This window comes from Streptomyces albicerus (assembly GCF_008905045.1).
Lineage (GTDB): Bacteria > Actinomycetota > Actinomycetes > Streptomycetales > Streptomycetaceae > Streptomyces > Streptomyces albicerus.
Genome location: NZ_VWMY01000020.1, coordinates 167,244 through 180,828 on the forward strand (window position 1 = coordinate 167,244; position 13,585 = coordinate 180,828).

Below are 13,585 nucleotides of genomic sequence, written 5' to 3' on the forward strand. Positions count from 1 at the left end.
ACCCCGGCCCCAGCCCACCGCACCGGCGAGAATGGCCCAGTGCGGTACAGAATCCTGGGCGTCACCCAGGCAACGGACGCCCAGGGCAACGACGTACCCCTGGGCGGCCCCCGACTCCGCGCACTCCTGACGGCACTGGCCCTGAAGACGACCCGTACAACACCCACGGAAACCCTCATCGACGAGGTCTGGCCGGACAACCCGCCACACGACGCCCCCGCCGCACTCCAGGCCCTCGTCGGCCGCCTACGCCGAGCCCTCGGCAAGAACGCGATCACCTCGGAACCGGGCGGCTACCGCCTCAACGCCACCCCCGAGGACGTGGACCTGTTCGTCTTCGAGCGCCTCGTACGAGAAGGCAGGGCGCAGCTGGACGAGGCCCCGGCCACCGCGGCCCGCACCCTCCGAGAGGCACTCGCCCTGTGGCGAGGCCCGGCCCTGGCCGACCTCCCCGATCGGACCACAGCCGCGACACGCCCGGAATCCCTCCACCAAGAAGCCACACGCGCGCGCGTGGAGGCTGACCTCCGCAACGGCCATGCCCAAGACGCCGTACCGGAGCTGAAGGAACTCACCAAGACCCACCCGTACGACGAACCCCTGCACGCCCTCCTCATCCGGGCCCTGCGCGACACGGGCCGCACGGCCGACGCCCTGGCCGCGTACGAGACGGCCCGCCGAGCCCTGGCCGACGGCCTTGGCACGGACCCGGGCCCGGAACTACGCGCCCTGCACGCGGAACTGCTGACCCCACAGCCCACACTGAGCCCGAGTGCAAGCCCCAGTCCGCGTCCGAGTCCGAGCCCCAGCCCCAGTCCGAGTCCGAGTCCGAGTCCGAGTCCGAGCCCAACGCCGCACCCGAACCCATACGCGGACACGACCCCGTCACGAGCCGAGCGCACCGGCAACATCCGTCCCCGCCTGAATTCCTTCGTGGGCCGGGAACCCGAACTCGACGCCATCCGTTCCGAATTGCGAAGGGCCCGCCTCGTCACCCTCACCGGACCGGGCGGATCCGGAAAGACCCGCCTCGCCGAGGAAGCCGCCGCCGGACTTCCACAGGCGTGGCTGGCCGAGCTCGCCCCGCTCGACCGGCCGGAGGCGGTGCCAGGCGCGGTCGTCAGCGCCCTCGGTCTGCGCGAGACCGTGCTGATGACCCACGAGATGACGACGCAGCAGGACGACCCGGTCGCCCTGCTCATCGAGTACTGCGCCCCGCGCAGCCAGCTCCTGATCCTTGACAACTGCGAACATGTCATCGACGCCGCGGCCGAGCTCGCCGAGACGCTCCTGACCCACTGCCCAGGACTCACGATCCTCGCCACCAGCCGTGAGCCTCTGGGCGTACCCGGCGAATCCGTGCGCCCGGTCGAGCCCCTCCTCCCCGACCCGGCGCACCGCCTCTTCATGGAGCGCGCGGCGGCGGCACACCCGGACGCCGACGTGACGCACGACCCCGGCGCCGTCGACGAGATCTGTCGCCGCCTCGACGGCCTGCCCCTGGCGATCGAGCTGGCCGCCGCCCGCCTGCGGCTGCTCACCCCGCGCCAGATCGCCGACCGCCTCGATGACCGCTTCCGCCTCCTCACCTCCGGAAACCGCACGGCGCTGCCCCGCCAGCAGACCCTGCGCGCGGTCGTCGACTGGTCCTGGGACCTGCTCGACGAGCGCGAGCGGACCGTCCTGCGCGAGGTCTCCGTCTTCGCGGGCGGCTGGGACCTGGACGCCGCGGAGGCCGTGTGCACCGGGCCCGTGGCCGAGATCGTCGGCGCGCTCGTCGACAAGTCCCTGGTCGTCGCGGCGCCGTGCCGGCGGGGGATCAGCGGTATGCGCTACCGCATGCTGGAGACGATCCACGAGTACGCCACGGAGCGCGCCGCCGAGACCCCCGAGCTGCGCGCCGAGGCCGAGCGCCGGCACCGCGCCTGGGTCCGCGCGCTGGTGGAGCAGGCCGACCCCCTCCTCAGGTCCGCCGACCAGCTGCCGTGGATCCACCGCCTGGAGACCGACATGGACAACATCCGTGCCGCCCTCCACCGCAGCCTCCTCGCAGCCGACGAGCCGGAGACGGGCGCCATGGTCCTCGCCATGGGCTGGTTCTGGTGGCTGCGAAACTTCCGCCGGGAGGGTGCGGCCTGGGTGGACCAGGCCCTGCGCCTGGGGGCGGCACTCGACACGCTGCCCTCCCGGTCCTCCCGCAAGGAGCACACCCTGAAGGGCCTGCCCCGCCTCGACTCCGTCGACCCCGTCGAGACCTACCTCGCCGACCCCGAGGCCGAGAAGGCGCACCCCTTGCACAGGCTCCGTACGAGGCTGCGCCTGCTGCATCTCTTCCTGATGGCGGAGCTGGGCCTTGACCAGCCGACGGACGAGCGGACGCGGGACTACACCGCGCGCGTGCGGGACGTGATGGCGGCGGGCGGCCCGGACGCGGCGACCTTCCCCGGCATCATCTGGCCGCTGACCGCGTTCATCCTCGGCGACACGAACGACATCCGGTCCGACATGGACGTGACCCTGGCCAACTGCCGGATGCACGGCGGCGACTGGGAGGTCGGCACGGCCCTCCTGTTCCGTACACACGTGATCGTCGACACCCCCGGCGGCATGCAGGGCGTCGACGGGGACATCGCGGAGCTGCGTGCCTTCGCCCGGCGCACGGGCGACCGCTGGATGCTCGCCCAGACGCGCAGCGCGGGCGGCGAGGCGGCCATGGTCCGCGGCCGCTTCGAGGAGGCGAGAAGGGAGTACGAGGAGGCTCTGCGGCTCGCCCACGAGCTGGGGGCGTACGCGGAGACGCCGTTCCTCATCGCGCGCCTCGGCGAGATCGCCTACCGTGCGGGCGACCGGGCCGCGGCCCTCACCGCCCTGGACGAGGCGACCGCGGCGTCAGATCGGTACGCGGTGTCGGACTCCCGGGCGTTCGTGTTCCTCATGCGGTCCCAAATGGCCCTCGACGACCGGGACTTCACCCGTGCGCGCGAACTGTGCGAGGCGGCCCGGGCAGAGACCACCCGGGGTACGCCTCCGCCCCAGTTCATCGCCTGGCTGAACGGCATCGACGCAGTTCTCACGGCGGTCGAGTCGGGCCCCGTCCAGGGGTTGCGCAAGCTGGCCGACGCGCTGAGCGAGGCCGCGGCGGGGCGGTGCGCCGACGCGGTCCTCGCCGCACTGGCCGAGCAGGCGACGGGAGTGCTGGCCGACATCGGCGACCACGCGCGCGTGGTTCGCCTCCTGGCCGCCTCTTCCCGCTGGCGCGACGGCCACCCCCGCCCACTGCCCGAGCGCCTGGAACTGGAGCGCGTCGAGGCCGCAGCCCTGTCCGACCTGGGCCCCAGGGCCTACGACACCGAGTGGTCCTCCGGCGCGGCGCTCACCTCGGACGACGTCGTACGGGAACTCGCCGAGGCATCGGCCACCGTCACGCAAACCGGAACGGGAAGGGGCACAGGAACAGGCACGGGAACAGGAACAGGAACAGGGACGGGCTGACACCGGCACGCCCAGCACGCCCGCGACCGAAGCCCCGCGTCACTGACACCGGAACCGCGAATCGGCCCAGTCCGCCAACGCCGCCGTGTCGAAGGGCGAATGCGGCTCGACGACCAGGCGGATCGTCTTCTTGCCCGTCAGATCCACATGCACGGGCACCGCGGCATGTCCGCCCTGAACCAGCCCTGACTGCCACATCCGGGCCCCGTCGGCGAACACGGAGAACCGCACCTGACCGAGCCCCATCGTCATGTCGTCGACACCGACCATCGCGTCGTACGAGGAACACGTGCGGTTGAGATCGATGGTGACCGAGGACATGCCGTGCACGGTGACACCGTTCGCGTACTGCTTGTCGGCGATCGACATGCCGTACCGCTGCCAGACCCAACTGCTCTCGCCGAGCCGCATCTCGGGCTTGGTGCCGTCGCCGGTGACGCCGTACTCCAGCTCGTTCCACTGGTAGACCGCCGGAGGAGGCGGCGGGGGAGGAGGCGTCGGGGTCGGCGTGGGCTCCGGAGTGGGAGTGGGAGTCGGCTTGGGGGTGGGTGTGGGCTTCGGAGTGGGCGTGGGGCTCGGCGTCGGAGTCGGTTTCGGCGCTGCCGCCGGCACCGGTGGCGGCGGCTCGGGCGCCGCCTCCGGCGGCTTCGGCGACGGCGACGGTACGCGCGGTTCGACGACGGGCGGGGACGGCGGCGGCTCGGCCACGGGCTTCTTGGCCGGGGAGTCGTCGCCCACCAGCGCGAGCGCCACCGCGACGGCGGCCACCGCGACGACACCCGCCGCGATTCCGGCCTTCGCGGGCGCGCCGAGCCCTTCGGCCGCGGCCCCGCCACCGGCCCCTCCGGAGCTGCCGCCCGCCGCGGAGGCGGCTCCCGCGGCCCCGGCCGCACCCGCGCCGGTGCCTCCGGCGATGAGCGCGGCAGCCTTCGCGTACCCGGCGGCACCGAACCAGCCGATGACGGCGACCGGCACGACCGCGGGGATCCCGCTGGCGACTTCCTTGATCTGACCGGCGGCGAGCCGGCACTTGGCGCACTCCTCCAGGTGCTTGCGCAGCCCGCGCTCGGCCCGGGTGCGCAGCCCGCCGCGCGCGTACGCGCCGAGCCGGTCGGCGTAGCGCGCGCACTCCTCGTCCGTGGTGAGCGTGGTGCTCACATGGGCCTGGAGATACGCCTGCTTGAGGCCTTCACGGGCCCGACTGGCGAGCACACGCGTGCCGTTCGCGTCGAGCCCGAAGAGCGTGGCGACCTCGCTCGGCGACTCGTCCTCGACCTCGGTGTGCCACAGCACGGCCTGCCACCGCTCCGGCAGCGACCGGAACGCCTGCATGGCCATCGACTGCTCGGCCTCGTGCATCGCCCGTACGTCCGCGCCGAGATCCAACGTGTCGTCGTCGGACACCTCGGAGCTGCGCGCGGCCTGCGCCGCGAACACGGCGAAGTCCTCGACGAGGTGCTCCCGCTTCGCCGACTTCGTCCAGTTCGCCGCGACGCGTCGTACGGTCGTCAGCAGATAGGCGCGTACGGCGTGCTCGGGGCCGCTGCCGCCGCGTACGGCCTGGAGCATGCGGGCGAAGACCTCGGCCGTGAGGTCGTCCGCGGTGTGCGCGTCCCGGCAGCAGGTGCGCGCGTAGCGGCGGACCGCGTCCGCGTGGCGCCGGTACAGCTCCTCGTACGCCGTGTCGTCGCCCGAGCGCATCCGCTCGATCAGCTCGGTGTCGGCCGGCGGAAGCTCGATCGGAGGCGGCAGCACGCTGCTGTCATGGCTCTCGCGCCGCTCGCGTTGTGGCGGAACGCTGCCTTCCGGACCGCGGCCTCTGACCGGTACGTCCTCAGGCGCTCCGGCCGAAGCACCCTTCCGAGGCCCTCCCTGGCTCGGCACCTGCCGCGACGGCAGCCCGCCGGCCTCCGCGCCACCGTCACCGAGTGACTCGTCCCGCCCGTCAACGCTCATCGCGGAAAGCCCCCGCCGCCTGCACACCCGGACCCGAACACCGGGAAAGCGTGCCACAGCGACCCGTCGCGGTTACCCGGAGGAACGGACAACCACTCGTCCGTGGGGATTTGCCGCACCGGAGCACTAGCGTTCACCCGGATGGGGAAGGCTCAACCGGCTTTCACGCAAGGGCCCCTAAGGGGCGCGGGGAACTGCGCGACCAGCCCCCACGAACCCGCACCCGACCGGAGACGCCGCCCACCCCGCCGGAGGCGCCCGCACCCGGCCGAAGACGCCGTGTACCCGCCAGAGATACCGCGCACCCAGCCGGAGGCACCCGCACCCGACCGGAGACGCCGCCCACCCCGCCGGAGGCGACCCGTCTCACACCGGACGGGACCGCAGCCCCTCCAGCAGGATGTCCAGCAACCGCGCCGACGCCGCCGCCTGCTGCGCGGCATCCGGCAGCGAGGGCGCCGCCGTGGCTATCACCAGCAGCACGTCCGACACCGTCACGTCCGTCCGCAGCTCGCCCGCCGCGCGCGCCCGGTCCACGAGCTGGCCCACGACCTCGAGCAGCTGGGCCGCCCCCGCGTCGTCCTCGGCCGCCACGGTCTCCTGCATGGGCGCCGGCCGCTGCTCCACGAGCCGCAGCTCGGGCGGGACCGGCTGGGACCGCTGCTGCGGCACCCGCGCCTCGTCGAGGACCGTGCCCTCGGACCCGTCGTCGCCGACTCCCACCCGCAGCACCTGCGGCGGCAGCAGCCGCCCGGCGCCCGAGGCCACCGACGTCCGCAGGAAGCGCGAGAGCGCCGACCACGGCTCGTCCTCCTGCCCGAGCGCGGAGCGCGCCTGGTCGGTCAGCCTGGAGGTCTCCTCCTCGGCTATCCGCCGGACCAGGACGTCCTTGCTCGGGAAGCGCCGGTACACCGTGCCGACGCCGACCCGCGCGCGCCGCGCCACGTCCTCCATCGGCGCGCCGTACCCCAGCTCGCCGAAGACCTCGCGTGCCGCGCGCAGTACGTGCTCCAGATTGCGCTGTGCGTCCACGCGCAGCGGCGTCGAACGCGATACGTCCGCGCGTCCGTTCCCCGCCGCCGCGCTGACCGCGCCACCCGTTGCGATGGCAGACGCGGAAGACCAATGAGAGTTCTGAATGTGCATACGTGTTCCCCCGGTAATGACGTCTCCCCCCGGAGACTCTCCCCGCCATTGACAGCCGGAGCGAGCGGAACAGCCTTCGCCGTACGACCCCGTCGTACGGACCCGTCGAGCGCATCCCCCTACACCCCGATGACACACGAACATAGTTGAGTGAGGGTCAATTCAGAAGGGGCAGGTTCCGCACGGAGCGCCCCCCGATCGGAGTACGGGCCGGTTACGTCCCGGTTGCGCCCCCTACCGCCACCTCGCTTACCCCCGCTGACCTGCGAACCTTCTCCGCACTCCGGCAAATCGGCCAACCCTGCGCGTCTCAGGCGCCCGGTCACACAAATTGACGGGCCTGTGGACAAACTCCCGTAGCCGTTGCGTCATGGGTGAGTGAAGGAACGTGCGCGCATTCTCGTTGTCGGCGGCGGCTACGTCGGGATGTACACCGCTCTGGGTCTCCAGCGGAAGCTGAAACCGGAGCTCAGGCGGGGAGACGTGGAAATCGTCGTGGTCACGCCAGACCCCTACATGACCTATCAGCCGTTCCTGCCCGAGGCCGCCGCGGGCTCTATTTCGCCACGCCATGTCGTCGTACCCCTGCGCCGCGTCCTCGACCAGTGCCGGGTCGTCATCGGCGAGGCCACGTCCATCGACCACGCCAAGCGCAAGGCGACCCTCACCACCCTCGCCACCGAGGAAGAGGGCACCGGACCCGAACAGGTCACGTACGACGAACTCGTGCTGGCCCCCGGCTCCATCTCGCGCACCCTCCCGATCCCCGGCCTCGCCGAGTACGCCATCGGCTTCAAGACCGTCGAGGAGGCCATCGGCCTGCGCAACCACGTCATCGAGCAGATGGACATCGCCTCCTCCACCCGCGACCCCGCGATCCGCGACGCCGCCCTGACCTTCGTCTTCGTAGGCGGCGGCTACGCCGGAGTGGAGGCCCTCGGCGAACTCGAGGACATGGCCCGCTACGCCGCGCGCTACTACCACAACGTCACGGCCGACGACATGAAGTGGATCCTCGTCGAGGCCTCGAACCGCATCCTCCCCGAGGTCGGCGAGGAGATGGGCAAGTACACCGTCACCCAGCTGCGCCGCCGCAACATCGACGTACGCCTGGAGACCCGCCTCGAGTCCTGTGCGGACCGCGTCGCCGTCCTCAGCGACGGCTCGCGCTTCCCGACGCGTACGGTCGTGTGGACCGCCGGCGTGAAACCGCACCCGATCCTCGCGGCCACCGACCTCCCGCTGAACGGGCGCGGGCGCCTGAAGTGCACCCCCCAGCTGACCATCGACGGCGTCACGCGCGCGTGGGCCGCGGGAGACGCCGCGGCCGTCCCCGACGTCACCGCCGACGAGCCCGGCAAGGAGACGGCACCCAACGCCCAGCACGCCGTGCGCCAGGCCAAGGTCCTCGCCGACAACATCGCCCACTCCCTGCGCGGCGAGCCCCTGGACACGTACTCCCACAAGTACGTCGGCTCGGTCGCCTCCCTGGGACTGCACAAAGGCGTCGCGTATCTCTACGGACGCAAGGTGAAGGGCTACCCTGCCTGGTTCATGCACCGCGTCTACCACCTGAGCAGGGTGCCCACCTTCAACCGCAAGGCCCGCGTATTCGCCGAATGGACCCTGTCGGGGCTCTTCAAGAGGGAGATCGTCTCCCTCGGTTCGCTCGAACATCCCCGTGCGGAGTTCGAACTCGCGGCCGGTGGAAAGCCTCCTCAGGACCCGAAGGGGTCGTCCTGACCGCACCCAGGAACTCCACCGGAGGGACCGGCGTCTGACGGATGTCGGTCCGGTCGGACACACTGGTCCATGACCATGGGCGGGCCGACCGCTCGCCCTTCAATCCCACGAGGCCTGTCCCACAGTGAACTTCACGCGCTGGAGCGCCCGGCTCCCCGGAACGCAGCGCCGCGCCGCAGCGCGGACCGACAGTTCGTCGACGGCGCTCCCTTCGGAGGGCTCCGTGCCCGCGGCACGCGCCGAGCGGCTGACCGACGCGGCGTCGCTCGTGCCCGCCGTCGACGAGTTGCCGGTCCGCGAGGTCCTCGACCGCATCCCGGCCCTCGTGGCCCTCGTCCACGGCCCGGAACACCGCCTCGCGTACGTGAACGACGCCTATGTGGCGGCCTTCGGCGTCCGCCCGGCCGGCGAACCCGCGCGCGACGCGCTGCCCGAGCTGGCCGAAGTCGGCCTCCTGCCGCTCCTCGACCAGGTCCTGCGCAGCTCCAAGCCGCGCACGGTCAAGTCCCGCAAGGCACCCGGTGGCCGCTCGTACACGTTCACGTGCACCCCTGTCGAGGTCTCGGCCACCCCCGAAGGGGGTGGCGTACTGATCTTCGCCGCGGACGTCACCGACCACGCCGAGGCCGCCGAGCGGCTGCGCGCCAGCGAGCGCCAGCAGCGCGAGACCGCCGTCACCCTCCAACGATCCCTGCTGCCCCAGGAGCTCGAGGAACCCGACGACCTGCGCGTCGCCGCCACCTACCAGCCCGGCGGCACGGAGACCGCGGTCGGCGGCGACTGGTACGACGTGATCACCCTCGGCGGCGGCCGCACGGCCCTCGTCATCGGCGACGTCATGGGCCGCGGCGTCCGCGCGGCGGCAGTCATGGGCCAGCTCCGCACGGCCGTCCGCGCGTACGCCCGCCTGGACCTGCCCCCGCACGAGGTCCTCCAGCTCCTGGACGGCCTCGCCATGGAGATCGACGCCAACCAGATCGCCACCTGTGTGTACGCGGTCCACGACCCGAACGAGGGCCGGCTGGTGTACGCCTCCGCCGGCCACCTCCCGATCCTCGTACGCGACGAGAGCGGCACCGTCCTGCGCGCCGACGAACCCACCGGCCCCCCGCTCGGCACCGGCGGCTGGATGCACTCCTCCGGCTCGGTTCCCCTCGGCCCGGGCTCCACCGCCGTGCTCTACACCGACGGCCTGGTCGAGCGCCGCGACGAGGACCTCGACGAGGGCATCGCCTCCCTGGAGCGCGCCCTCGCCGGCGCCACGGGCACACCCCAGGTGGTCTGCGACCGCCTGGTCCGCTCGGCCGGCGTCACGGCCGACCACGACGACGACGTGGCCGTCCTCGTCCTCCAGCACCCGGCTCGTACGGGCCCAGACAGCGAGCTCTTCCGCAACGCCGCCCTGGAACTGCTCGGCGGCGTGGAAGCGGCCCCACGCGCGCGTGCCTTCGCCTCCGGCGTCCTCACCAGCTGGCGCTTCCCGCCCGACCTGCACGACCTCGGAGTCCTGGCCGCCAGCGAACTCGTCGCCAACTCCCTCCAGCACGGCACCCCGCCCATGCGGCTCAGGCTCCGCCGCACCGACCGCCGCCTGATCGTCGAGGTCACCGACGGCGACGACCACCTCCCACGCCGCCGCCGCGCCGAACCCGCAGACGAGTCCGGCCGCGGCATCTCGATCGTCGCCACCATCGCCTCGAACTGGGGCTCCCGCCGCACCCCGGGCGGCGGCAAGGCGGTGTGGTGCGAGTTCGCACTTCCGCGCACCACCTAGGACGCGCACCACTTAGGAGCTGAGCGGTCGCGGGCGCCTGTGTCAGAAGTGGCGCCTGCCGCGCGCCATCTGGTCGTATCCGCCCCACGGTGCTAGTAGCTCACCCATGGCTAGCTCACCCAAGGCAGACGAAACGGGCTTTCAGCTCAAAGGCAGCGCTCCCGAGCGCTACGAGGAGTACAGCGCACCGATCATGGCGCCATTCGTCGAGGCGATCCTGGACGCCGTGGACCTGTGCCCCGGCCACCAGGTCCTCGACCTGGCCTCGGGCACCGGCTTCGTGGCCCGCGCGGCGGCCGCCCAGGTCGGCCCCACGGGCCATGTCGCGGCCGCCGACGTCAACGAGGCCATGCTCAAGATCGCCGCCGCCCGGGCACCCCGCATGTACCCGGACATCGAGTTCACCCTGGCCCCGGCCGACCGGCTCCCCTACGCCGACGACACGTTCGACGCCGTCCTCTGCCAGCAGGGCGTCCAGTTCTTTCCCGACCTCCGCGTGGCCCTCGGCGAGGCGTCCAGGGTCCTGCGCCCCGGCGGCCGGTTCGCCGCCACCGCCTGGGCCGCCTGGGACCGCAACCCGTACTTCGCGGCTCAGCACCGCGCCCTCACCGAGTACGGCAACCGGGAGGCCGAGACGCAGTTCGAAACGGCCTTCTCCTGCCCCGCCGAACGCCTCACGGCCGTCCTCACCGAGGCAGGCTTCCACGAAGTGGTCAGCCGCGACGTCACGTTCGGCATCACCCTGCCCTCGCTCGCCGACTCCGCCCGCGGCCACCTCTCCGCAATGCCTTGGGGCCAGGCCATCGAGGACGCGGGCGGCCCGGACGCCCTCACCCAGGCGGCCGAGACAGTCACAGAGACCCTCACCGACCACACGAACCCGGACGGCACAGCAACCGTCCCGTTCACGTCCACCCTGGTCACGGCAGTCCGCTGAAACACACGACTGAAACCCACGACGGCCGCCACCACATCCCGTGGTGGCGGCCGTCGTACGTCTCTGCCGTGCGCCTGTTCCGTACGCCTCTCAGGCCGCGGTCTGAACCGAATCCGCCGAAGCCCCGCCCCGCGCCACAACCCGGCTCTTCGCCAGCGAGGGCTGATTCTGTACGGGAGTGAGCTGCCGCCCCAGCCGCACCGCCAGATACGTGATGCCCAGCGAGAACAGCAGGAACGTCACGATGTACGGAGCGTGCAGCGAGGCCCCCATCGGCCCGCCCACCGCCGGACCGACCGCAAGGGCCAGCTGCTTCACCAGCGCGAAGGCCGAGTTGTACTGCCCCGCCATGCCACTCGGCGCCAGATCAGCGACCAGCGGCGCCACGGTCGGCGACAGCATGGCCTCCCCGAGCCCGAACAGCGCGTACGTCGACACGAACGCGGCCGTAGCCATGGCCTGGCTGCCGTGCCCGAGCCCCGCGTACCCGGCGATGACCCAGGCGAACGCCCAGATCAGCCCGACAGCGCCGATCACCCGGGACCGCTTGCGCCGCTCGACGAACCTCAGCACGGCGAACTGCGCGACCACGATCATCGCCGTGTTCGCGGCGAGCGCCGTCCCCAGCGCGGACGTGGAAATTCCCGCCGCCTCGACGCCGTACGCGCTCAGCCCCGACTCGAACTGCCCGTAGCAGGCGAAGAACAGCACAAAGCCCAGCACACACAACTGCACCATGGCCCGGTTGCCGAGCAGCTGCTTCCAGCTGCCCTTGGCCTGCGCCGGAGCGCCCTTGATCTGCGGCGCCCGGGGCATCCGTACGGTCGACATGATCACGACGAGCAGCAGGAACATCGCCGCCTCGATCGAGAACAGCAGAGTGAACGAGCTCGCTCGCGACGCGTCGACGAGATGACCGCCGATGAGGCCACCGACTCCGAGCCCGAGGTTCTGCAGGAAGAACTGCGTGGCGAAGGCCCGTGACCGCGTCTCGGCCGACGAGCAGTCCACGATCATCGTCGCGAGCGCCGGCTGCATCACGGCCTGCCCGGCACCGAGCGCGGCCGCTGACAGCAGCACGGTCGTCGAGTTGCTCGCGAGCCCCAGGCTCAGCGCTCCGACGGCGGCGGTGACCAGGGCGACGAGCAGCACCGGCAGCGGACCACGCCGGACGATGGCCCGCCCGGCGAACGGCAGCACCACGAGCGCGGCCACGGCGAAGACGGCGAGCACGAGCCCCGCTGTCACAGCGCCGAGGTCCCGCACCTGCGCCACATAGACGTACAGGTACGGGACGGTAAAGCCGAGCCCGAACGCGCTGAGTGCGTTGCCCACATGGATCCGGCGCATCTCAGCGCCCATCGCCCTGGTCACTTTCACCTGCTTTGGTAAGTGAAGTCTTACGCCTGCCTCAGGAGTTAGGAGTGAAGACTTCGAAGCTAAAGTTCGAAACTAAACAGTACATCTCGAAGGACTTAAACGCCAAGCGAGGCCGTGCGATACTGCGGTCATGGGTGACACTCCCGGCGTCAGCGAGCCGACGCTCGAAGAGCAGATCGCCGCCTACCAGCGCGAGTTCCAGGACCTCGACCCCCAGGTCGAGAAGATCGTCTCGGCACTGGGCCGCCTGAACCGCCGTATGAACGTCGCGTACGGCCGCCAGACCGCCACCCTCGGCATCAGCAACGCCGAGTGGGAGGTCCTCAAGGCCCTCGTCCTCTCCGGCGCCCCCTACCGCATGGGCCCGAGCGACCTGGCCAAGCGTCTGGGCCTCACTCCGGCCGCGATGACCCACCGCATCGACCGCATGGTGGCCGAAGGCCTGGTCACCCGGGAACGCGACGAGTCCAACCGCGTACGCGTCATCGTCGAGCTCACCAAGGAGGGCCGCGAGAAGTGGCTGAAGGCCATGCGCCTCGCCACCGTCTTCGAGGAGGACCTGCTCCAGGACCTCTCCCCGGAGGAGCGCGGCGTCCTCGGCGAGGTGCTGACCCGACTGCTGCGGAGGGTGGAGCACGCCCAGCCGGACGCCGGCGGGCGCCTCACCGACCTTGACTGACACCTGAGTTGGGGCTCGGCCTCCGCAGGGGCCGACGGCATCCTCGGGTTTGCCGGATGGTCGCCCGGGGGAGACTTGACACTCCCCTCGCGGATCCGTAGAGTTCTCCGGGTTGCCACGGAGCCGTAACGGTTCTGCGACAGCACCTCCGCCGCGAAAGCGGCACACCAAACCATCAGCACGATCACCCAACGGGGTTGAATTCGGCGTGCCCGAATTCAATTCGACTTGGGCTCGCTGGCTCCGATTAGGAACTGCCGAGAGGATCCGCTAATGTTTGGGACGTCGGAACGGCCCAACAGCCGCAAAGACAAGCCCGGTTGACAGGGAGTCAGGCCCGAAAGGATCTGATAGAGTCAGCACCGCTGGAAGGCCGAAAAGCCGGAAAGCGCCGAGGAAATCGGATCGGGAAACGGTCTGATAGAGTCGGAAACGCAAGACCGAAGGGAAGCGCCCGGAGGAAAGCCGCGAGAGAGTC

8 protein-coding genes are annotated in these 13,585 nt (G+C 71.4%); 5 read left to right on the plus strand and 3 right to left on the minus strand.

Annotation, left to right across the window (positions count from 1 at the left end):
- The first annotated feature begins 39 nt into the window (after window positions 1-39).
- Window positions 40-3,492 (plus strand): BTAD domain-containing putative transcriptional regulator, encoded by a 3,453-nt coding sequence (locus GAS53_RS19945; RefSeq protein ID WP_151478977.1) that lies wholly within the window; start codon window positions 40-42, stop codon window positions 3,490-3,492.
- Window positions 3,493-3,531: 39 nt separating this feature from the next.
- Here GAS53_RS19945 and GAS53_RS19950 read toward each other — a convergent pair whose 3' ends face one another.
- Both GAS53_RS19950 and GAS53_RS19955 read right to left on the minus strand, forming a co-directional pair.
- On the minus strand, window positions 3,532-5,448 hold the full coding sequence (locus GAS53_RS19950; RefSeq protein ID WP_151478978.1) for a sigma-70 family RNA polymerase sigma factor: 1,917 nt from the start codon (window positions 5,446-5,448) through the stop codon (window positions 3,532-3,534).
- 366 nt (window positions 5,449-5,814) lie between these two features.
- On the minus strand, window positions 5,815-6,594 hold the full coding sequence (locus GAS53_RS19955; RefSeq protein WP_151478979.1) for a TetR/AcrR family transcriptional regulator: 780 nt from the start codon (window positions 6,592-6,594) through the stop codon (window positions 5,815-5,817).
- 378 nt (window positions 6,595-6,972) lie between these two features.
- On the opposite strand from GAS53_RS19955, the gene GAS53_RS19960 reads away from it, so the two are divergent.
- The 3 genes from GAS53_RS19960 (at window position 6,973) to GAS53_RS19970 (ending at window position 11,048) form a co-directional block, all read left to right on the plus strand.
- Window positions 6,973-8,337 carry an NAD(P)/FAD-dependent oxidoreductase gene (locus tag GAS53_RS19960; protein ID WP_151478980.1) on the plus strand — a complete coding sequence of 455 codons (1,365 nt, stop codon included), beginning with the start codon at window positions 6,973-6,975 and terminating at the stop codon, window positions 8,335-8,337.
- Window positions 8,338-8,461: 124 nt separating this feature from the next.
- On the plus strand, window positions 8,462-10,111 hold the full coding sequence (locus GAS53_RS19965) for an ATP-binding SpoIIE family protein phosphatase (protein WP_151478981.1): 1,650 nt from the start codon (window positions 8,462-8,464) through the stop codon (window positions 10,109-10,111).
- A gap of 106 nt (window positions 10,112-10,217) precedes the next feature.
- Window positions 10,218-11,048 (plus strand): class I SAM-dependent methyltransferase, encoded by an 831-nt coding sequence (locus GAS53_RS19970; RefSeq protein WP_225859005.1) that lies wholly within the window; start codon window positions 10,218-10,220, stop codon window positions 11,046-11,048.
- Window positions 11,049-11,138: 90 nt separating this feature from the next.
- Here the strand turns inward: GAS53_RS19970 and GAS53_RS19975 are convergent, their stop codons facing one another.
- Entirely contained in the window at window positions 11,139-12,410 is a 1,272-nt protein-coding gene (locus GAS53_RS19975) for an MFS transporter (protein ID WP_151478982.1), read from the minus strand.
- 148 nt (window positions 12,411-12,558) lie between these two features.
- On the opposite strand from GAS53_RS19975, the gene GAS53_RS19980 reads away from it, so the two are divergent.
- The gene (locus tag GAS53_RS19980; RefSeq protein WP_151478983.1) at window positions 12,559-13,107 is read left to right on the plus strand and encodes a MarR family winged helix-turn-helix transcriptional regulator; all 549 of its coding nucleotides are present in this window, start codon (window positions 12,559-12,561) and stop codon (window positions 13,105-13,107) included.
- The last annotated feature ends 478 nt before the right edge of the window (window positions 13,108-13,585 follow it).

Bases quoted from the DNA above. Each gene is read 5' to 3' on its own strand.
- GAS53_RS19950 (WP_151478978.1), bottom strand. From the start codon at position 5,448: ATGAGCGTTGACGGGCGGGACGAGTCACTCGGTGACGGTGGCGCGGAG.
- GAS53_RS19975 (WP_151478982.1), bottom strand. From the start codon at position 12,410: ATGGGCGCTGAGATGCGCCGGATCCATGTGGGCAACGCACTCAGCGCG.
- GAS53_RS19980 (WP_151478983.1), top strand. From the start codon at position 12,559: ATGGGTGACACTCCCGGCGTCAGCGAGCCGACGCTCGAAGAGCAGATC.
- GAS53_RS19955 (WP_151478979.1), bottom strand. From the start codon at position 6,594: ATGCACATTCAGAACTCTCATTGGTCTTCCGCGTCTGCCATCGCAACG.
- GAS53_RS19970 (WP_225859005.1), top strand. From the start codon at position 10,218: ATGGCTAGCTCACCCAAGGCAGACGAAACGGGCTTTCAGCTCAAAGGC.